The organism is Haematobacter missouriensis, assembly GCF_000740775.1.
GTDB classification, from domain to species: Bacteria; Pseudomonadota; Alphaproteobacteria; order Rhodobacterales; family Rhodobacteraceae; genus Haematobacter; species Haematobacter missouriensis.
On sequence record NZ_JFGS01000025.1, the window covers coordinates 17653 to 36474 of the forward strand.

An 18822-nucleotide genomic window follows, 5' to 3' on the forward strand; every position below is an offset into this window, starting at 1 on the left:
TTCAGCTCCGGAAGCGGAGCAGCGCGCGCCGCCCTTCCCGCTCGTATTCGATCTGCCAGCGGCTCGCCCGCTCCGCATTGGCAGCGCGCAGATCGGCGGTCGTTGCGATCTGTGTCCCGTTTATGTTGCGCAGGATGTCGCCAGGCCGCAGTCCAAGGCCGAGCGTCTCCTGCCCCACATCAGTGATGACCACGCCGGCAAGCCCGTCAGGAAGCGCCATTTCACTCGTCACGGCGGGGTTGAGATTGGCGACCGTATAGCCTTGAAACGGCCCGCCGGTGAGGGTGACGACGTCCCGCGCGGGCGTATCCGGCGGCGCGATAAGCCGGACACGGGTCGTCTCCTGTCTATCCTGCCGGAGATAGGTGACCTCTGTCTCTGCACCGACCCCCCGCACAGACATACGGAAGATCATCTCGGCCGGTGTGTTGACGGGCACGCCGTCAAGCTGAAGGATCACATCCCCTCTGGACAGGCCCGCTTCTGCGAAAGGGCTGCCGGGGGCGAAATCCAGAATGGCCAGGCCCTGAGGCGCCCGCTGACCAAAGCTCTCCGCCATACCTGCATCCACCGCCTGCCCGGCAATCCCGGCCCAGGGACGTTCGAACTTTGTGCGCCCGGCTTCAGCCTGCGTGACGACTGCATGAACCAGATTGGCGGGAATCGCGAAACCGATGCCACTCGACGCGCCGGAAGGGCTGAGGATCGCCGTGTTTATCCCGATGATCCGCCCCGCCACATCCACCAGCGCCCCGCCGGAGTTGCCGGGATTGATCGGCGCATCGGTCTGAATGAAATAGCCCCGCCCGCCGCCGATGCCCAGGTTGGAGCGAGCGAGACCGGAGACGATGCCGCTGGACACGGTCTGCCCAACGCCGAAAGGGTTGCCAATGGCCAGCACGAGCTCCCCCACCTCCACCTCATCGGAGTCTCGGAGCGCGAGCGCGGGAAGACCGCTCGCTCCCTTCAGCCTCAGCACGGCGAGATCGGTCTCCTCGTCCGCCAACAGCACTTCCGCATCGAATTCCCGCCGGTCGGTCAGCACGACACGGATCTGGCTCGCTTCCTTCACGACGTGGAAGTTCGATACGATGATCCCGTCAGCCGTCAAGATCACACCAGACCCCAGAGAACTCTGCACGCGCGGCACCTCCCGCCCAAAATTGCGGAAGATGTCGGCAAAGAAGGGATCGATTCCGAAAGGCGTCTCCCGCTGGGAGACGACCCGTTGCGTGTAGATATTCACGACGGAGGGTGTCGTGGCCTTGACCACCGGCGCGAAGCTCATGGTGATTTCCGCCGGACTGGCCGGAATCGTCTGTGCCGCAAGCGGCTGGACGGCGAGCAACAGTGCAAATGGGGCAGCGATCATGCGCATCGGGCAATCTCCGGGCTGAGGAGCTTGATATGGAGCAGCGGGCGGGCAGGTTCAACGCGGTGCAGCGGCCGGCTGGCCAGCACCCGCACCCACCCGATGCTCCCGCGCCCCAATGCAGCGTTCCGGCGAAGTTGATGAAGATACACTGGTTCTCCACCCCATCAATCATGCGGGCAGGACCGGCGGCCTCCATGTCCAAGGCACAGCGCGCGGCCCAACGCGGCCAGCTCGATGACAGAAGCCCGATGGTCCTCGTGGCTCCCAGCTCTCGTGCGGCGCGGTTCATCCCCGCCACCATCAGCGCATGGACACGGCGCCGCGCCGCCATCGGCACGGTGTGGCAAACGAAACCGCGCGACACCTCCCAGACATGCGGATCCACCGGAGCTTCCTGATAGAGCAAGTCAGAAGGTATGGACCCCAGCAATTCCCGCTGTGCGTCGCGGATCATGTAGCTGTATATGCCGCATTTCGCCGTCGTCGGGGTCAGGCGCATGCCCCCCACCACCCGTCCCAGATCGTGAATGGCGATCCAGCGGGAGGCCGGGGTATCGTACTGATCATACTCCATGCCCATGGCTTCGGGCAGGTTCCATTTGTTCTGAACAATGAAGGACTGGTGGCGCGCGCGCAGCAGATTTGCGAACAGTTCGCCGTGTTTGTGCAGGTTCTCAAAGGAAAGCGTGGTGATTTGCATGGTCGTCTCCGTGGGTTGGGGTAAAGAAATCCGAACCCGCGGCGACGACCCGACGCCTTCCTAGAGCAGCCTGTAATCCTTGGCACGCTGAATCGCCTCGGCCGTGGTGCGCGCCAACAGGCGCTGGCGGGCGGAATTCAACCGCGCTTTCAGGGCGCTTTCGGAGATGTTCAGCTTCGCTGCCGCCGCTGCATGGCGGTCTCCGGCGGCGATGAGGCGCAGGGCTTCTATCTGAGCGGGTGTGAGACTCTCCGGCGGCTCGGTAATCGCATGGATATGGCTCACCAGGTCCGCCGCCTTCGCGATCTCCGCATCCGTGAACTCTCGATCGTTCCGTGCGATACCGGCGATTGTCCGCGAACTTATGGGGCCACAGGCAACGCAGGCGCCGAAACCAAGGCCATAACGCGCCGCTTCCGCCATTATGCCGAATGGATCGATGGTGATCTCGCTCCACCGTGTTGTGCCTTCGGTTGAAAACCCCCAGGCGACAAGCGGGTCCCGCAGCGTGTAGGCCTGCTCGGTGTACCGATCCGTCCAGTCCTGCGGAAAGGTACGGAACATGAGCATGGGTGCGCCGAATCTGATGTGCAGCGCCACGTAATACCCCACCGGCGCAAGACGGGCGAGATTGCGAAGTTCGAGCTCGAGGCCTACCGTCAAGGACATGTCTTTTTAGACAAGTTGTGCCCTGCGCCGTCAACTTTAAATTGTGGATCCATCGACCGCCGGTCGAAAGGTGTTTCAATGCGATCCATAAGCCCAGACCTCTTTGCAAAACTCATGCGCCTTCCCGCGAATGACCGTTTCGATCTTCTCGAATTCATCGGCGCAACACCGATGGAAGACTTGGATCTCGACGAACTGATAGAACAGATCACAACACAGGTCTCAGATATCTCCTCATATGCGAAGGACGCATATCAATAATTAATAGCCTGAGTAAAAAGAAAATACCCCGCCTATGGGCGGGGTACCTCAATTCTAGTGTAGAGCCGGCATTATTCGGCGTCGGCGAACTCTGCTTCAACGCGCGCCTTGTCGGCAGCGCCTTTGGCAGCGGGATCGCGATCGACGAATTCGATGATCGCCATCGGCGCCATGTCACCGTAGCGGAAGCCCGCCTTCATGATACGGACATAGCCACCCTGACGCTCTTTGTAGCGCGGGCCAAGCACGTCGAACAGTTTCGCGACATAGGCGTCTTGCTTGAGCTGCGCGGCAGCCTGACGGCGGGCGTGCAGATCCCCACGCTTGGCGAGCGTGATGAGCTTCTCGATGATCGGACGCAATTCCTTGGCTTTCGGAAGCGTCGTCTTGATCTGCTCATGCTCGATGAGCGAGCCGGACATGTTGGCGAAGAGCGCCTTGCGGTGCTCGTGCGTGCGGTTCAGGCGGCGGTATCCGCGGGCGTGACGCATGGTCTTACTCCTTTTGCTTTGTCCGGCGCGGATGCGAACCGCGCTCTCCTTGGGGCGGAATTGCCCATGATTTCCCCGGCAGTCCGGGCATTCGGGGCGCCTCTAGCGAAACGCCCCGCAAAGGTCAATCAGAACTGATCTTCAAACCGCTTGGCGAGGTCTTCGATGTTCTCCGGCGGCCAGTCCTCGACTTCCATGCCGAGGTGCAGACCCATGCCGGACAGCACTTCCTTAATCTCGTTGAGCGACTTGCGGCCGAAGTTCGGCGTCCGAAGCATCTCGGCTTCCGTCTTCTGGATCAGATCGCCGATATAGACGATATTGTCGTTCTTCAGGCAGTTGGCCGAGCGGACCGACAGTTCGAGTTCGTCCACCTTCTTCAGCAGCAGCGGGTTGAACTCCAGCCCGTCCTCCGCGTCCTGACGCGTGGCCGATTCCGGCTCTTCGAAGTTGACGAAGACGGTGAGCTGGTCCTGCAGGATGCGCGCGGCGAAAGCCACAGCGTCGTCCGGCGTGACGGAGCCATCGGTTTCGATCTTCATGGTAAGCTTGTCGTAATCAAGCACCTGGCCCTCGCGGGTAGGTGTGACTTCATAGGCAACCTTCTTCACCGGCGAGTAAATCGCATCGATCGGAATGAGCCCGATCGGCGCGTCTTCCGGCCGGTTCTTGTCCGCCGCAACATAGCCCTTGCCCGTGTTCACGGTCAGTTCCATGAACAGGTTCGCGCCGTCGTCCAGATGGCAGATGACATGCTCCTTGTTCAGCACCTCGATGCCGTTCGATTCGGAGATATCACCACCGGTCACGATGCCCGGCCCCTTGGCGGAGATCGTCAGTCGTTTCGGCCCTTCGACTTCCATCTTGAGCGCGACACCCTTCAGATTGAGGACGATGTCCGTGACATCCTCACGCACACCCGAGATCGAGGAGAACTCGTGCAGCACATTGTCGATCTGGATCGCAGTGATCGCGGCGCCCTGAAGCGAAGACATCAACACACGGCGCAGCGCGTTGCCGAGGGTCAGACCGAACCCACGCTCCAGCGGCTCGGCAACCACCGTCGCCTGACGGGACGCGTCGGGGCCAGCCTTGACCTCGAGTTGGGTCGGCTTGATGAGTTCCTGCCAGTTCTTGTGGATCATGCAATTGCCTCCATACCTGTCCCGCGGCGCATGAACCGGTTGCCGCAGAACGCCCGAGGTTCAGAATGACGCACTCGGGCCGCGCGAATTTCGCGCGACCCGAGCAAAATTTTCGATTCCTCAGACCCGACGGCGCTTCGGCGGACGGCAGCCGTTGTGCGCGAGCGGCGTAACATCGCGGATCGAGGTGATGTTGAACCCGACGGCGGCCAGCGCGCGGAGCGCCGATTCACGACCGGAGCCGGGGCCCTGCACTTCGACTTCCAAGGTACGGACGCCATGTTCCTGCGCCTTGCGGCCAGCGTCTTCCGCAGCCATCTGCGCCGCATAGGGCGTGGATTTCCGCGAACCCTTGAAGCCCATCGTGCCGGCGGAAGACCAGGCGATCGCATTGCCCTGCACGTCGGAGATCAGGATCTTGGTGTTGTTGAACGAGGAGTTCACGTGAGCAACGCCAGCGGCGATGTTCTTGCGCTCCTTGCGCTTGATACGGGTCTTGTCGCGAGCCATGATACCCTCCCCTTACTTCTTCTTGCCGGCGATCGGCTTCGCCGGGCCCTTACGGGTGCGGGCGTTGGTGTGCGTCCGCTGACCGCGGACCGGGAGGTTGCGACGATGGCGAAGGCCGCGGTAGGCGCCGAGATCCATCAGACGCTTGATGTTCATCTGAACTTCGCGGCGCAGATCGCCTTCGACGGTCAGGTTGGCGTCGATGTATTCGCGGATCGCAAGCACTTCGGCGTCGGAAAGATCGTTCACGCGGCGCGACGGATCGATACCGACAGCCTGCACGACTTCATCGGCGATCTTCGGGCCGATACCGTGGATATAGGTCAGCGCGATCGGAACGCGCTTACCCGTGGGGATGTTTACACCAGCAATACGTGCCACTAGGGCTTCCTTTTCTGTTGCGGTTCCGTAATGCCGGAACCTTTTTTCACAACGCGGGTTTTGCGGTATGAACCGATCCCCACACGCTCTGACCTGAAGGGCGGACAGAAGCCGCCCGTCAGGACGATTCTCTTGCGAGAGGCTGTGATCTATGGGCTTTGACGTCTCAGGTCAAGAGGCGTCAATCGCGGATCAGCTCTTGTCAAGCACCTTACGGACAGCTTCTGAAACTGCTTCCGGCTCATCAAGGCCATCGACGGAAGAGAGCATCTCCTTGGCGTAGTAGTACCCGATCAGCGGCGAGGTCTTCTTGTAGTACTCCATCAACCGCTTGGTCAGGCTCGCCTCGTTGTCATCGGCGCGGCGACGAAGATCGGTGGAACCGCAGACATCGCAGACGCCGGCCACTTTCGTGGGCTTGGTGACGTCGTGATACACTTCGCCGCAATTGCCGCAGGTGAACCGCCCGGTGATCCGCGACACCAGCGCCGCGTCATCCACCTGCATCTCGATCACCGCGTCGAGGGACTGGCCCACGCGGTCCAGCATCGCGCCAAGCGCATCGGCCTGCGGCAACGTCCGCGGGAAACCGTCGAAGATAAATCCGGAACCTTCAGCGCCTGTGATCCGCTCCTCGATAAGACCGATCACGATCTCATCGGTCACGAGTTGGCCACTATCCATGACTTCGGCGACCTTGCGGCCCATGTCCGTCCCGGAGTGCCGCGCTTCCCGCAGCATATCCCCGGTCGAAAGCTGGACCATGCCACGCTCCTCCACGAGACGGCGGGCCTGAGTACCCTTCCCCGCCCCCGGCGGCCCTAGCAGTATGACGTTCATCGCCGAATCGTTCCCCCTTTACGCGCCGTGCCGTTGCGTCTTTTGCCGCGCAACTGGCTCTTTTCGATCAGCCCTTCATACTGGTGCGCCAACAGGTGCGACTGGACCTGAGAGATCGTGTCCATGGTCACCGAGACGACAATCAGCACGGACGTGCCGCCGAAGTAGAAGGGAATACCCATCTGGAACCGCAGGATCTCCGGCAGAAGGACCACGGCCACGAGGTAGGCCGACCCAAGCACGAGGATCCGATTAACCACGTAGTTCAGATATTCCTCGGTCTTCTTGCCGGGGCGAATGCCTGGAATAAAGCCGTTCTGGTTCTTCAGGTTGTCGGCGACGTCGTCCGTCTTGAAGGCGACGTTCGCTGTATAGAAATAAGCGAAGAACACGATCATAGCCGCGAAGAACAGCATGTAGAGCGGCTGACCCGGCCCGAAGTAAGCCAGCAGCCACGACATCACCGGCCCGGTCTGTCCGCCGGAGAAGGTTGCGATCGTCGTCGGCAGCAGCAGCAGCGAGGAGGCGAAGATCGCCGGGATGACGCCCGCCGGGTTCACCTTGATAGGCAGGTGAGAGGAGCCGCCGTCATAGACCTTCATCCCCACCTGACGGCGCGGATACTGGATATGAATCTTGCGAAGCGCGCGCTCCATGAACACCACGAAGGCCACAACCAGCACGACCATCAGCAGTACGCCGATGATAACGGCAGGCGAGATCGCACCGGAGCGTCCCTGGCTCAGGAACCGCGCAAGCGCCGCGGGAACCTCAGCGATAATGCCGACGAAGATGATGAGCGAGATGCCGTTGCCGATGCCGCGTGCGGTGATCTGCTCACCCAGCCACATCAGGAACATCGTGCCGCCGACCAAAGTGATCACGCAGGCCACGCGGAAGAACATCCCCGGATCGGCGACAAGCCCCCCGGCCTCAAGACTGACCGCCAGCCCCCAGGCCTGAAAGATCGCCAGCGCGACGGTCCCGTAGCGGGTATATTGGTTGATCTTCTTCCGTCCCGCCTCACCCTCTTTCTTCAGGCCCTGAAGGGAGGGGATCATCGCGACGAGAAGCTGCACGATGATGGAGGCGGAGATATAGGGCATGATGCCGAGCGCAAAGACCCCCATCCGCCCGAGCGCACCGCCGGTGAACATCGTCAGGATGCCACCCAGCCCGGTCTGTGCCTGCTCCATGAAATTGCGCAGCGCTGCTGCATCAATACCCGGAACGGGGATGTAGGTGCCGAGCCGGTAGACGATCAGCAACCCGATGGTGAAGAAGATGCGGTGGCGCAGGTCGGTCGCCTTGCCGAGGGTTCCCCAGCTCAGGTTCGCGGCCATTTGCTCAGCAGCAGATGCCATGCCCAGACTCTTTCCGAGACCACGTCTCTTTCATGGACAGCGCCGCCGGCCCGTTGACCGGTCCGGCGGCGCGGAAAAGCTCGTCGCAGGTGTATGCGGCAGAGACGCCGCATACAACGCCTTATTCGGCGGCGGCGACAGCAACTTTCAGGGAGCCACCAGCTTTCTCAACCGCCTCGATGGCCGATTGGGACGCGCCGGACACTTCAAGCGCGAGCTTCGCCGTCACGTCGCCCTTCGCCAGAACCCGGATACCGTCGAGCTTGCGGCGCACCAGACCGGAGGTCACAAGGACGTCTTCCGTGATCGGCTGTGCGGCGTCGAGCTTGCCAGCGTCAACGAACTTCTGGATCAGACCGAGGTTGATCACGGCGTAGGACTTCGCATTCGGCTTGGTGAAGCCGCGCTTCGGCAGGCGCCGGTAGAGCGGCATCTGGCCACCCTCGTAGCCGTTCAGCGCAACGCCCGAGCGGGATTTCTGACCCTTGATACCACGACCGGCGGTCTTGCCCTTGCCGGAGCCGGGACCACGCGCCACACGTTTCTTCTTGCGGGCCGCGCCTTCGTTGTCGTGGAGTTCGTTCAGTTTCATATCGCTTCTCCTTACCGGAATCGCCCCCGAAGCGACTTGGGCGAACACGGCATATGGGTGATTCAGAAAAGGCCCATCACGGACCACCGGCGGCATATACCGGTTGCGTGGGGGTGGATCAAGGCACTTCGCGCTTTCACCACGGTATTGTTGAGACCTGAAGACAGCAACCGGCCCCAAAAGCAGAACGCCCCGGTCCTGCGACCGGGGCGTTCTGACGGCTGACAACCGAGGTCAGCCCTTTTCTTCCACGATCTGCACGAGATGCGGGATCGAGTTCACCATGCCGCGGATGGAGGGCGTATCCTCCAGCTCACGGGTGCGGTGCATCTTGTTGAGGCCGAGCCCGATCAGCGTGCGCTGCTGGCTGGCCGGACGGCGGATCGGGGAGCCGATCTGCTTCACAACGATGGTTTTCGCCATTGTTCCGCTCCTTACGCTTCTGCCGCTTCGGCTTCGGCGCGCTTCAGGATGTCGCCCACTTTCTTGCCGCGACGCTGCGCGACCGAACGGGGGCTGGCTTCCTTCTGCAGGCCGTCGATGGTGGCCCGGATCATGTTATAGGGGTTTTGCGACCCCAGCGATTTCGCCACCACATCCTGGAGGCCCAGCATCTCGAACACAGCGCGCATCGGCCCGCCCGCGATGATCCCGGTACCCGGAGCGGCGGTCCGCATCACCACCTTGCCGGCGCCGTGACGGCCCTCGATGTCGTGGTGCAGGGTGCGGCCTTCGCGCAGCGGCACGCGGATCAGGCTGCGTTTCGCCTGCTCGGTGGCCTTGCGGATCGCTTCCGGCACTTCCTTGGCCTTGCCCTTGCCGAAGCCGACACGGCCCCGCTGGTCGCCGACCACCACGAGAGCGGCGAAGCCGAACCGCTTGCCCCCCTTGACGGTCTTGGACACACGGTTGATCGCCACGAGACGATCGGCGAATTCCGGGGTTTCCTCGCGTTCGCGACGATCCCGGCGGTTCTCACGTTCTGCCATACGGCATTCCTTCTTTCAGGGGGCATGATGGCCCGGCTGATTCAATCCAGGTCGGTGCGGCCCCAGTCGGTGCACAGGCCACATCTCCGGATCATCGAGGCGACGCGTCCGACGCCGCCTTCACTTCCGTCAGAGATACGCCGCGCCCTGAAGGCACGGCGTATCATTTCCGGTGCCTCCCGCCGTGGCGGGAGACGACATCAGAACTTCAGGCCGCCCTCGCGGGCCGCATCGGCAAGCGCCTTGATCTTGCCGTGAAACAGGAAACCACCGCGGTCGAAGTAAACTTCTTCCACACCGGCTTTCTTGGCCCGCTCGGCAATCGCTGCGCCGATCTTGCCCGCTGCTTCGACGTTGTTCTTGCCGACCAGTCCAAGATCCTTTTCGAGGGTCGAGGCAGCCGCCACGGTCACGCCCTTCGCGTCGTCGATCAGCTGAACGCTGATATTCTTCGACGAGCGGTGAACCGACAGGCGCAGGCGCCCGTTGGCCTGGGCCCGCAGTTTGTTCCGGACGCGCAGGCGGCGCTTCAGGAACAGCTCTCGCTTTGTGTTCGCCATCTGTTGCGTCCTTACTTCTTCTTGCCTTCCTTACGGAAGATGTACTCGTCTTTGTACTTGATCCCCTTGCCCTTGTAGGGCTCCGGGGAACGCCATTCGCGGATATTGGCCGCGACCTGACCGACGAGCTGCTGATCCATGCCTTCGACAACGATCTCCGTCTGCTTCGGAGCGGTGATCGTCACGCCTTGCGGCACTTCGAAGTTCACTTCGTGGCTGTAGCCCAGCGAGAGCTTCAGGACGTTGCCGGTCATCGCGGCGCGGTAACCCACACCGTTGATCTCCAGCTCCTTCTTGAAGCCCGTCGTTACGCCCTGCACCAGGTTCGAAACCATCGTGCGGGACATACCCCACTGCGCACGCGCCCGTTTGGACAGGCCGCGCGGCTGGACTTTCACCAGGTTGTCTTCGACCGTGATCGACACATCATCGGTCGCGGTGAAGCTGCGCGTGCCCTTCGGGCCCTTCACTTCGATCGTCTGACCGGAAACGGAGGCGGTGACCCCCTTCGGCAGCTCGACCGGTTTTTTCCCAATACGAGACATTGCCTACTCCTCAGAACACAGTGCAGAGCACTTCGCCGCCAACATTGGCGGTGCGCGCAGCCGTATCCGACATCACACCCTTGGGCGTCGAGACGATCGAAACGCCCAGGCCATTACGCGGAGACGGCAGATCGTTCACCGCCATGTACACCCGCCGACCCGGCTTCGACACCCGCTTCAGTTCACGGATGACCGGGGTGCCCTCGAAGTACTTCAGGCTGATCACGAGTTCGTCGAGACCTTTCTCGGTCTTCGCGCGCTCATAACCGCGGATGTAACCTTCGTCGCGGAGCACGTCGAGCACCCAAGCGCGGAGCTTGGAGGCGGGCGTGTTAACGGTGGATTTGCCACGCATCTGCGCGTTGCGGATACGGGTCAGCATATCGCCGATAGGATCGTTCACAGACATCGCGACCTCCTTACCAGCTCGATTTCACCATGCCCGGGATCTGGCCGAAGGAGGCCAGCTCACGGAGCATGATCCGGGACATTTTCAACTTGCGGTAGTAGGCCCTCGGGCGACCCGTCAGCTCGCAACGGTTGTGAAGCCGCGTGGCCGAGGAGTTGCGCGGAAGTTCCGCAAGTTTCAACGAAGCCTTGAAGCGCTGCTCCATCGGCAGCTCCTCATTGGCGATGACGGTCTTCAGAGCCGCGCGCTTGCTGGCGTATTGCGCCACCAGCTTCTCGCGCTTCTTCTGACGTTCGACCATGGATTTCTTGGCCATGTGTTTCAGTCTCCTCGCGCGATCAGCTGTTGAAGGGCATGCTGAATTGCTTCAGCAGCGCCTTCGCTTCCGCGTCGGTCGCCGCGGTGGTGCAGATGATGATGTCCATGCCGAGAACCTCATCGACCTTGTCGAAGTTGATCTCGGGGAACACGATGTGCTCCTTCAGGCCCATGGCGTAGTTGCCACGGCCGTCGAAGGACGAACCCTTGACGCCGCGGAAGTCGCGAACGCGGGGAAGCGCGATCGTGATCAGGCGGTCGAGGAATTCATACATCCGGTCGCCACGGAGGGTCACCTTGGTGCCGAGCGGCATTTCCTCACGGACGCGGAAGCCAGCGATCGACTTCTTGGCATGCGTGACGACAGCCTTCTGACCGGCGATGAGCGACAGCTCCTCGGCGGCCTGCTTGACCTTCTTGGTGTCCTTGACCGCTTCGCCGACGCCCATATTCAGCACGATCTTGTCGAGCCGAGGAATCTGCATGTCGTTCTTGTAGGAGAATTCCTCCTTCAGAGCGGCACGCACCGTTTCCTTGTAGAGCGTCTTGAGGCGCGGGGTGTAGTTCGCAGCGTCAAGCATCAGATCGCCTCCCCGGTGGTCTTGGCGAAGCGCACCTTCTTGCCGTCTTCAAAGCGGAAGCCGACGCGGGTAGCCTTGCCGTTGGTGTCCAGCAGCGCGAGGTTGGAGAGCTGGATCGGAGCCGCCTTCGGGATCCGGCCGCCCTGGCTTGCCTGCGACTGGCGGGTGTGGCGGATGACGATATTCACGCCATCGACAACAGCTTTGTTCTCCTTCGGGAGAACCTGGGTGATCTCACCCTGCTTGCCCTTGTCCTTGCCGGTGAGCACGACGACCTTGTCGCCCTTTTTCAGCTTGGCGGCCATCACAGCACCTCCGGCGCGAGGCTGATGATTTTCATGAAGTTCTTCGCGCGAAGCTCACGCACCACCGGTCCGAAGATACGCGTCCCGACCGGTTCACCCTGGTTGTTCAGGATGACGGCCGCGTTGCGGTCGAAACGGATGGAGGTGCCGTCTTCACGGCGGACTTCCTTGGCGGTGCGAACGACGACGGCCTTGCGAACGTCACCTTTCTTCACGCGACCGCGCGGAATGGCTTCCTTGACCGACACCACGATGATGTCGCCCACGGAGGCATACCGCCGATGCGAGCCGCCCAGAACCTTGATGCACTGCACCCGGCGAGCGCCGGAGTTATCAGCGACATCCAGATTGGTCTGCATCTGGATCATTGGGTTACTCCCGACCTTTGGGGACGGTTATCAGCCGCCGCCCCAGGGTTTCGATGTATCTGGCTCAGGCCTGAGCGTCGCTCACGACCGTCCAGCGTTTCGTCTTCGAAATCGGCGCGCATTCCTCGATACGAACGCTGTCGCCGACCTTGAACTGGTTCTCCGCGTCATGGGCGCGGTATTTCTTCGACTTCCGAACCGTCTTTTTCATCACGGGGTGCGTGAACCGGCGCTCGACCAGCACGGTGATCGTCTGATCGTTCTTGTCAGAGGTGACGGTGCCTTGCAGGATACGTTTGGGCATCTCGTGATCCTCAGTTCGCCGCCGCGGCAGCGGCTTTCTGGTTCAGAATGGTCTTAACGCGCGCGGCGTCACGGCGGACCTGCCGGATGCGGGCGGTATTCTCGAGTTGGCCGGTCGCCTTCTGGAAACGGAGGTTAAACGCCTCCTTCTTCAGTGCGACCAGCTCGTCCCGGAGCTGGTCCGGGGTCTTGCTGCTAAGTTCTTGGGCGCTCATCGCCTTATTCCTTTCACAATCACCGGACGGCCCCTTCTGCAAGGGTGACCTGCAACCCGGTGGATCAATGAGGTACCGACGATTCCGGGAACCCCGGACTCGCGGATGCGGCTTCCTACAGGAAGAAGGCCGCGGGGGCAAGGAAAAGTTATGCCAGCCGGTCCAGCATCGCCCGGATGGCGTGCGCGACGAGCCCCGACTGCTCCATATGCACCATGTGCCCGGCATAAGGGATCAATGCCAACGCCGCACTAGGTATCGCCTCGGCGAGGGCAACCGTCTCCAGCCGGGAGACGAGTTCGTCCGCGTCACCGTTCAGGATCAGCACCGGCAGCGCGATCCGCTCGATGCCCACCGGGTAATTCCCCGGACCACCGTCCAGCCACAACGCCTTGACCAGATCGAAGAGCCGCTCGAAATCGGGCGCGGGGTTTTCCGCCTCATAGCTGGCGACATCTTCCGGGAATCGGTTGCGCCAGAATTCTGCGGTGAGCGGCAGGAAAAACTTCGCCGCGGCCTGTGGCGGAGGCGGCGCGACACTGCCGCCGATGCTCACAACCCCCGCCAACGACGGTCCGCGAGCCGCGAGCTCCAATGCGATCACACCACCATCGCTATGCCCGATGACCAGGGGTCGCTCCAGCCCAAGCGCCGAGATCACCGCCGCGGCATCGTCGGCAAGGTGCTGGTAGGTGAGCCTGCCCTGCCCCAGCGAGGACGCGCCATGTCCGCGCGTATCCATCAGCAAACACCGCGCCTTTGGGAATTCCGCCGCCAGAGGCGCCATCTCCCGCAGCGCGCCGAGACCCCCGTGGAGGAACAGCATCGCCCTTCCCTCAGGAGCACCGCGCTCTGCGATATGCAGCAGCGCCCCGCCGGATGACACCCGATGTTCCATCAGCCCCCCAATGCAAAAGGCCCCCCGCTCGGGGAGGCCCTTCACTTAATGCAGTGGCGGAGTCTTACCAGTCTTCGCGGGTGATAACCCGGGTCGTGACCGGAAGCTTCATCGCGCCGAGCCGAAGCGCCTCGCGGGCGATCGACTCGTTCACGCCGTCGATCTCGAACATGATCCGCCCGGGTTTAACGCGCGCGGCCCAGAAATCGACGGAGCCCTTACCTTTACCCATCCGCACTTCGGTCGGTTTCGAAGTGACCGGAACGTCCGGGAAAATCCGGATCCAGACCCGGCCCTGACGCTTCATGTGGCGGGTGATCGCGCGGCGGGCCGCTTCGATCTGGCGGGCGGTGACCCGCTCCGGCTCGGTCGCTTTCAGACCAAAGGACCCGAAGTTCAGCAGGAAGCCGCCCTTCGCCTCACCGTGGATACGGCCCTTGTGCTGTTTGCGGAACTTCGTCCGTTTAGGTTGCAGCATCTCGTTCTACTCCTCAGCGGTCGCCACGCTCACGGCGCGGACCACGCGGCGCGGGACCATCCTGGGACTCGATCGCGCGGCGGTCATGCGCCTGCGGGTCGTGCTCCATGATCTCGCCTTTGAAGATCCACACCTTCACACCGATGATGCCGTAGGGCGTCATGGCTTCGGACGTCGCATAGTCGATATCAGCGCGCAGCGTGTGCAGCGGCACGCGGCCCTCGCGGTACCATTCGGTCCGCGCGATCTCCGCGCCACCGAGACGGCCCCCGACGTTCACGCGGATGCCGAGGGCACCCATGCGCATCGCGTTCTGCACGGCACGCTTCATGGCGCGACGGAAGGATACGCGACGCTCCATCTGCTGCGCGATCGACTCGGCCACCAGTTGCGCATCAAGCTCGGGCTTGCGCACTTCAACGATGTTGAGGTGCAGTTCGGACGCCGTGAACTTCGAGAGCTTCTTGCGAAGCACTTCGATATCAGCGCCTTTCTTGCCGATGATAACGCCCGGACGGGCGGTATAGATCGTGACGCGGCACTTCTTGTGCGGACGCTCGATCACCACCTTGGAGATACCAGCGGCCTTGCACTCCTTGTGGATGAATTCCCGCATCTTGATGTCTTCAAGAAGCAGGTTGCCGTAGTCCTTGGTGTCGGCGAACCAGCGGCTGTCCCAGGTGCGGTTGACCTGGAGGCGCATCCCAATCGGGTTGACCTTCTGACCCATTACGCTTGCTCCTCGACTTGCCGCACCTTGATGGTCAGCTCGGAAAACGGTTTCACGATCTTGCCGAACCGGCCGCGGGCGCGCGGGCGGCCGCGTTTCATGACCATGTTCTTGCCGACGAAGGCTTCCGCGACGACCAGTTCGTCCACGTCGAGCCCGTGGTTGTTCTCGGCGTTTGCGATAGCCGACTGAAGACACTTACGCACGTCGATGGCGATGCGCTTGTGCGAGAAGGTGAGATCGGCCAGCGCCTTGTCCACCTTCTTGCCACGAATGAGCGCCGCGACGAGATTCAGTTTCTGCGGCGAGGTGCGAAGCATGCGCAGCTTCGCCATCGCCTCATTTTCCGCCACGCGGCGCGGATTCTTTTCCTGACCCATGGCTTACTTCCTTTTGGCTTTCTTGTCGGCCGCGTGACCGTAGTAGGTCCGCGTCGGCGAGTATTCACCGAATTTCTGGCCGATCATCTCCTCGGTGACGTTCACCGGGATATGCTTCTGACCATTGTAGACACCGAAGGTCAGCCCCACGAACTGGGGAAGAATGGTCGAACGACGCGACCAGATCTTGATGACTTCCGACCGCCCGGATTCACGGGACTTCTCCGCCTTGCGAAGCACATAGGCATCGACAAAGGGGCCTTTCCAAACAGAACGCGCCATGGATTACCGCCCCTTCTTCGCGTGACGCGAGCGGACGATATATTTGTCCGTCGCCTTGTTGCTGCGGGTCTTCTTACCCTTGGTGTCTTTGCCCCACGGCGTAACCGGGGTCCGGCCACCGGAGGTGCGGCCCTCACCACCACCATGCGGGTGGTCGATCGGGTTCATCGCAACACCGCGGACCGACGGACGGATACCGAGGTGGCGGTTCCGACCGGCTTTACCGAGGTTTTGGTTCGAGTTGTCAGGGTTCGACACGGCGCCAACGGTGGCCATGCATTCCTGACGGACCATGCGCAGCTCGCCCGAGGAGAGGCGGATCTGGGCATAGCCGCCGTCCCGGCCGACGAACTGGGCATAGGTGCCGGCGGCGCGCGCGATCTGACCGCCCTTGCCGGGCTTCAGTTCGACGTTGTGCACGATCGTGCCGAGCGGCATGCCGGAGAACGGCATCGCGTTACCCGGCTTCACATCGGTCTTGGCGCCGGCCACGACCTTGTCACCCACGGCAAGACGCTGGGGCGCAAGGATATAGGCCTGTTCGCCGTCCTCATATTTAACGAGCGCGATGAACGCGGTGCGGTTCGGGTCATATTCGATCCGCTCGACGACAGCCGCCACATCGAACTTCGTCCGCTTGAAGTCCACGATACGATAGAGACGCTTTGCGCCCCCGCCCTTGCGGCGCATCGTGATCCGTCCGGTGTTGTTCCGGCCGCCATTCTTCGTCAGACCCTCGGTGAGAGATTTGACGGGGCGTCCTTTCCAAAGCTCCGAACGGTCGATCAGAACCAGCCCACGCTGGCCAGGCGTCGTCGGCTTATACGACTTGAGTGCCATGCTTTCTGTCTTCCGTCTGCTTGCGGGCGCGGCCGAATGCGTCGCCCGGGGGTTATAGGGCTCCGAAGATCCCCGCTGAGTGCACTTTCGGCAATGAAAGCTACGCTTCTGCTGAAAGCGCGTGGCCCCGGAAGAGTCCGGGGCCACGAGATTCGTGCGGCTACGTATCAGACGCCCGGCTCAGAGGCCAGTGGAAACGTCGATCGTGTTGCCTTCTTCCAGCGTCACATAGGCCTTCTTGATGTCCGAGCGGACGCCGGTGCGGCCGCGGAACTTCTTGACCTTGCCTTTGGTGATGGTGGTGTTCACCGCCTTCACCTTGACGCCGAAGACCGTCTCGACGGCTTCCTTGATCTCGGGCTTGGACGCATCGCGCCGCACCTCGAAGACCACCGCATTCGCCTCGGAGGCGAGGGTCGCCTTCTCGGTGATGATCGGCTTGCGGATCACGTCGTAGTGTTCGGGTTTCACGCTCATTTCAGGCGAGCCTCCAGAGCTTCGACACCCGCCTTCGTGATCACGAGCGTGTCACGCTTCAGGATGTCATAGACGTTCGCCCCGATGGTCGGCAGAATATCGATGCCTTCGATGTTCCGCGCCGCCTTGGCGAAGTTCTCGTTGACCTCTGCGCCGTCGATGATGAGCACGCGCTTCCAGCCGAGATCCTTCGCGGCCTTGGCGAGTTGCGCGGTCTTGGCTTCCGCCAGCTCCGCGGAGTCGATCACCACCAGCTTGCCATCCTTCGCCTTCGCCGAAAGCGCGTGCTTGAGGCCAAGCGCGCGGAACTTCTTCGGCAGATCGAAGGCGTGGCTGCGGGGCGTCGGGCCCTTGTAGACACCACCGTGACGGAAGATCGGCGCCTTGCGGGAGCCGTGGCGTGCGCCACCGGTGCCCTTCTGGCGATAGATCTTCTTCGTCGAATACGACACGTCGGATTTACCCAGCACCGAGTGGGTGCCGGCCTGGGCCTTCGCCCGCTGCCAGTTCACCACCCGGTGAAGGATGTCGGCGCGGGGTTCCAGGCCGAAGATCTCGTCGGCGAGATCGATCGACCCGGCGGACCCGGCGTCCAGCTTGATCACGTCGAGTTTCATTCCTCGTTCCCCTTCGAGTCAGAGGCCTTGGCTTCGATTTCGGCCGCCTCGATGGCAGCCTGCTCAGCCTCGGCCGCGGCCAGACGGGCGGCTTCCTCTTCGGCAGCCGCCGCAGCGGCAGCTTCCTCGGCAGCGCGACGCGCGGCCTCGGCATGCGACTTCAGCGCGGCCGGGAGAATGACATTCTCGGGTACCGGCTTCTTCACCGCGTCCTTCACCGTAACCCAGCCGCCAGCCGAACCCGGCACGGCGCCTTTGACCATGATGAGGCCACGCTCACTGTCGGTCCTGATGACCTGCAGGTTCTGCGTCGTCACCCGAACGGCACCGAGATGGCCCGCCATCTTCTTGCCCTTGAACACCTTGCCGGGGTCCTGGCACTGGCCGGTCGAACCGTGCGAACGGTGGCTGATCGACACGCCGTGAGAGGCGCGCAGACCACCGAAGTTGTGGCGTTTCATCGCACCGGCGAAACCTTTACCGATGGAGGTGCCGGCGATGTCCACGAACTGACCCGCGAAGTAGTGGTCAGCCGTGATCTCCTCGCCAACCTCGATCAGGTTGTCGGGGCTCACGCGGAATTCGGCCACCTTACGCTTCGGCGCCACATTCGCTTTCGCGAAATGGCCCCGCATCGCGGCGGTCGTGCGTTTCGCCTTGGCCGCGCCAGCACCGAGTTGAACGGCGGTATAGCCGTCCTTGTCAGCGGTGCGCTGCGCCACGACCTGAAGACCATCGAGTTGCAGAACCGTCACCGGAACCTGCTTCCCGTCCTCCAGGAACAGCCGGGTCATGCCCAGCTTCTTTGCGATCACTCCAGAGCGCATCTTTCGTGCTCCCTCAAACCTTGATCTCGACGTCCACGCCGGCGGCGAGGTCGAGCTTCATCAGCGCGTCCACCGTCTGCGGGGTCGGGTCCACGATGTCGAGGAGCCGCTTGTGCGTGCGGATCTCCCACTGATCGCGGGATTTCTTGTCGATATGGGGCCCACGGAGAACCGTGAACTTTTCGATCTTGTTCGGCAGCGGGATCGGGCCCCGTACCGTTGCGCCGGTCCGCTTGGCCGTGTTCACGATTTCCTGCGTCGAGGCATCCAAGACGCGGTAATCGAAGGCCTTCAGCCGGATACGGATGTTCGTACCTTGCATTTTCATTCCCTCAGGGTTGCGGGCGGGGGCGGTGCCCCGCCCTCAGCCTT

At 62.3% G+C, this 18822-nt stretch carries 30 protein-coding genes and 1 pseudogene; all 31 read right to left on the reverse strand.

The genetic code is table 11. The features are described from left to right. Position 1 precedes the first annotated feature (1 nt). The 31 genes and pseudogenes from CG51_RS13770 to rpsJ all read right to left on the reverse strand — a co-directional run bounded on the left by CG51_RS13770 (position 2) and on the right by rpsJ (position 18772). A complete protein-coding gene (locus tag CG51_RS13770) occupies positions 2 to 1378 on the reverse strand; it encodes a trypsin-like peptidase domain-containing protein (protein WP_035745947.1) in 1377 nt (458 codons plus the stop codon). A 112-nt stretch (positions 1379 to 1490) separates the two neighbouring features. Further along, positions 1491 to 2075 (reverse strand): annotated as a pseudogene (locus CG51_RS19615) (acyl-homoserine-lactone synthase); the annotation flags it as partial. A 60-nt stretch (positions 2076 to 2135) separates the two neighbouring features. After that, on the reverse strand, positions 2136 to 2744 hold the full coding sequence (locus CG51_RS13780; protein WP_035745951.1) for a helix-turn-helix transcriptional regulator: 609 nt from the start codon (positions 2742 to 2744) through the stop codon (positions 2136 to 2138). 332 nt (positions 2745 to 3076) lie between these two features. After that, positions 3077 to 3496, reverse strand: a complete 420-nt coding sequence (gene rplQ, locus CG51_RS13785; RefSeq protein ID WP_035714241.1) for a 50S ribosomal protein L17 — start codon at positions 3494 to 3496, stop codon at positions 3077 to 3079. A 128-nt stretch (positions 3497 to 3624) separates the two neighbouring features. Beyond that, positions 3625 to 4641: a DNA-directed RNA polymerase subunit alpha gene (locus CG51_RS13790; RefSeq protein ID WP_035745953.1), complete on the reverse strand. Its 1017-nt coding sequence runs from the start codon at positions 4639 to 4641 to the stop codon at positions 3625 to 3627. 120 nt (positions 4642 to 4761) lie between these two features. Further along, complete coding sequence (gene rpsK, locus CG51_RS13795; protein WP_035714246.1) at positions 4762 to 5151, reverse strand: 30S ribosomal protein S11; 390 nt, start codon at positions 5149 to 5151, stop codon at positions 4762 to 4764. Positions 5152 to 5163: 12 nt separating this feature from the next. Then, positions 5164 to 5532, reverse strand: a complete 369-nt coding sequence (gene rpsM, locus CG51_RS13800) for a 30S ribosomal protein S13 (protein WP_035745954.1) — start codon at positions 5530 to 5532, stop codon at positions 5164 to 5166. Positions 5533 to 5724: 192 nt separating this feature from the next. Next, positions 5725 to 6372: an adenylate kinase gene (locus tag CG51_RS13805; protein ID WP_035745955.1), complete on the reverse strand. Its 648-nt coding sequence runs from the start codon at positions 6370 to 6372 to the stop codon at positions 5725 to 5727. Beyond that, complete coding sequence (gene secY, locus CG51_RS13810; RefSeq protein WP_035745956.1) at positions 6369 to 7736, reverse strand: preprotein translocase subunit SecY; 1368 nt, start codon at positions 7734 to 7736, stop codon at positions 6369 to 6371. The genes CG51_RS13805 and secY overlap by 4 nt, the downstream gene beginning before the upstream one ends. A 121-nt stretch (positions 7737 to 7857) precedes the next feature. After that, the gene (rplO, locus tag CG51_RS13815) at positions 7858 to 8328 is read right to left on the reverse strand and encodes a 50S ribosomal protein L15 (RefSeq protein ID WP_035745957.1); all 471 of its coding nucleotides are present in this window, start codon (positions 8326 to 8328) and stop codon (positions 7858 to 7860) included. A gap of 234 nt (positions 8329 to 8562) precedes the next feature. Continuing rightward, positions 8563 to 8751 (reverse strand): 50S ribosomal protein L30, encoded by a 189-nt coding sequence (gene rpmD, locus CG51_RS13820; protein ID WP_035745958.1) that lies wholly within the window; start codon positions 8749 to 8751, stop codon positions 8563 to 8565. Positions 8752 to 8762: 11 nt separating this feature from the next. Next, a complete protein-coding gene (gene rpsE / locus CG51_RS13825; protein ID WP_035745959.1) occupies positions 8763 to 9317 on the reverse strand; it encodes a 30S ribosomal protein S5 in 555 nt (184 codons plus the stop codon). Positions 9318 to 9517: 200 nt separating this feature from the next. Then, positions 9518 to 9877: a 50S ribosomal protein L18 gene (gene rplR / locus CG51_RS13830; RefSeq protein ID WP_035745960.1), complete on the reverse strand. Its 360-nt coding sequence runs from the start codon at positions 9875 to 9877 to the stop codon at positions 9518 to 9520. 11 nt (positions 9878 to 9888) lie between these two features. Next, positions 9889 to 10422, reverse strand: coding sequence for a 50S ribosomal protein L6 (gene rplF / locus CG51_RS13835; protein ID WP_035745961.1), 534 nt, complete (start codon positions 10420 to 10422; stop codon positions 9889 to 9891). A 10-nt stretch (positions 10423 to 10432) separates the two neighbouring features. Beyond that, the gene (gene rpsH / locus CG51_RS13840; RefSeq protein ID WP_084695197.1) at positions 10433 to 10831 is read right to left on the reverse strand and encodes a 30S ribosomal protein S8; all 399 of its coding nucleotides are present in this window, start codon (positions 10829 to 10831) and stop codon (positions 10433 to 10435) included. A 10-nt stretch (positions 10832 to 10841) separates the two neighbouring features. Further along, positions 10842 to 11147 carry a 30S ribosomal protein S14 gene (gene rpsN, locus CG51_RS13845; RefSeq protein ID WP_035745962.1) on the reverse strand — a complete coding sequence of 102 codons (306 nt, stop codon included), beginning with the start codon at positions 11145 to 11147 and terminating at the stop codon, positions 10842 to 10844. A gap of 22 nt (positions 11148 to 11169) precedes the next feature. Then, positions 11170 to 11730 (reverse strand): 50S ribosomal protein L5, encoded by a 561-nt coding sequence (gene rplE, locus CG51_RS13850; protein WP_035745965.1) that lies wholly within the window; start codon positions 11728 to 11730, stop codon positions 11170 to 11172. Continuing rightward, complete coding sequence (gene rplX / locus CG51_RS13855; RefSeq protein WP_035714272.1) at positions 11730 to 12035, reverse strand: 50S ribosomal protein L24; 306 nt, start codon at positions 12033 to 12035, stop codon at positions 11730 to 11732. Before rplX ends, rplE begins: the two co-directional genes overlap by 1 nt. Further along, positions 12035 to 12403, reverse strand: a complete 369-nt coding sequence (gene rplN, locus CG51_RS13860; RefSeq protein WP_035714274.1) for a 50S ribosomal protein L14 — start codon at positions 12401 to 12403, stop codon at positions 12035 to 12037. The genes rplX and rplN overlap by 1 nt, the downstream gene beginning before the upstream one ends. Before the next feature lie 64 nt (positions 12404 to 12467). After that, entirely contained in the window at positions 12468 to 12707 is a 240-nt protein-coding gene (rpsQ, locus tag CG51_RS13865) for a 30S ribosomal protein S17 (protein ID WP_035714277.1), read from the reverse strand. Positions 12708 to 12717: 10 nt separating this feature from the next. Continuing rightward, a complete protein-coding gene (gene rpmC, locus CG51_RS13870; protein ID WP_035745966.1) occupies positions 12718 to 12921 on the reverse strand; it encodes a 50S ribosomal protein L29 in 204 nt (67 codons plus the stop codon). Positions 12922 to 13069: 148 nt separating this feature from the next. Beyond that, on the reverse strand, positions 13070 to 13819 hold the full coding sequence (locus CG51_RS13875) for an alpha/beta fold hydrolase (RefSeq protein ID WP_084695198.1): 750 nt from the start codon (positions 13817 to 13819) through the stop codon (positions 13070 to 13072). Positions 13820 to 13883: 64 nt separating this feature from the next. Beyond that, positions 13884 to 14297 (reverse strand): 50S ribosomal protein L16, encoded by a 414-nt coding sequence (gene rplP / locus CG51_RS13880; RefSeq protein WP_035745969.1) that lies wholly within the window; start codon positions 14295 to 14297, stop codon positions 13884 to 13886. Positions 14298 to 14310: 13 nt separating this feature from the next. Next, a complete protein-coding gene (gene rpsC / locus CG51_RS13885) occupies positions 14311 to 15027 on the reverse strand; it encodes a 30S ribosomal protein S3 (RefSeq protein ID WP_035745970.1) in 717 nt (238 codons plus the stop codon). Next, positions 15027 to 15407, reverse strand: coding sequence for a 50S ribosomal protein L22 (rplV, locus tag CG51_RS13890; RefSeq protein WP_035714288.1), 381 nt, complete (start codon positions 15405 to 15407; stop codon positions 15027 to 15029). Before rplV ends, rpsC begins: the two co-directional genes overlap by 1 nt. Positions 15408 to 15410: 3 nt before the next feature. Then, positions 15411 to 15689 carry a 30S ribosomal protein S19 gene (rpsS, locus tag CG51_RS13895; protein WP_035714290.1) on the reverse strand — a complete coding sequence of 93 codons (279 nt, stop codon included), beginning with the start codon at positions 15687 to 15689 and terminating at the stop codon, positions 15411 to 15413. Between the two features lie 3 nt (positions 15690 to 15692). Continuing rightward, complete coding sequence (gene rplB / locus CG51_RS13900) at positions 15693 to 16529, reverse strand: 50S ribosomal protein L2 (protein WP_035714292.1); 837 nt, start codon at positions 16527 to 16529, stop codon at positions 15693 to 15695. Between the two features lie 180 nt (positions 16530 to 16709). Next, positions 16710 to 17006 carry a 50S ribosomal protein L23 gene (locus CG51_RS13905; protein ID WP_035714295.1) on the reverse strand — a complete coding sequence of 99 codons (297 nt, stop codon included), beginning with the start codon at positions 17004 to 17006 and terminating at the stop codon, positions 16710 to 16712. Continuing rightward, positions 17003 to 17623, reverse strand: coding sequence for a 50S ribosomal protein L4 (rplD, locus tag CG51_RS13910; RefSeq protein WP_035745972.1), 621 nt, complete (start codon positions 17621 to 17623; stop codon positions 17003 to 17005). The genes CG51_RS13905 and rplD overlap by 4 nt, the downstream gene beginning before the upstream one ends. Continuing rightward, positions 17620 to 18450: a 50S ribosomal protein L3 gene (gene rplC, locus CG51_RS13915; protein WP_035745973.1), complete on the reverse strand. Its 831-nt coding sequence runs from the start codon at positions 18448 to 18450 to the stop codon at positions 17620 to 17622. Before rplC ends, rplD begins: the two co-directional genes overlap by 4 nt. Before the next feature lie 13 nt (positions 18451 to 18463). Beyond that, positions 18464 to 18772, reverse strand: coding sequence for a 30S ribosomal protein S10 (gene rpsJ, locus CG51_RS13920; protein WP_035714301.1), 309 nt, complete (start codon positions 18770 to 18772; stop codon positions 18464 to 18466). Positions 18773 to 18822: the final 50 nt, after the last annotated feature.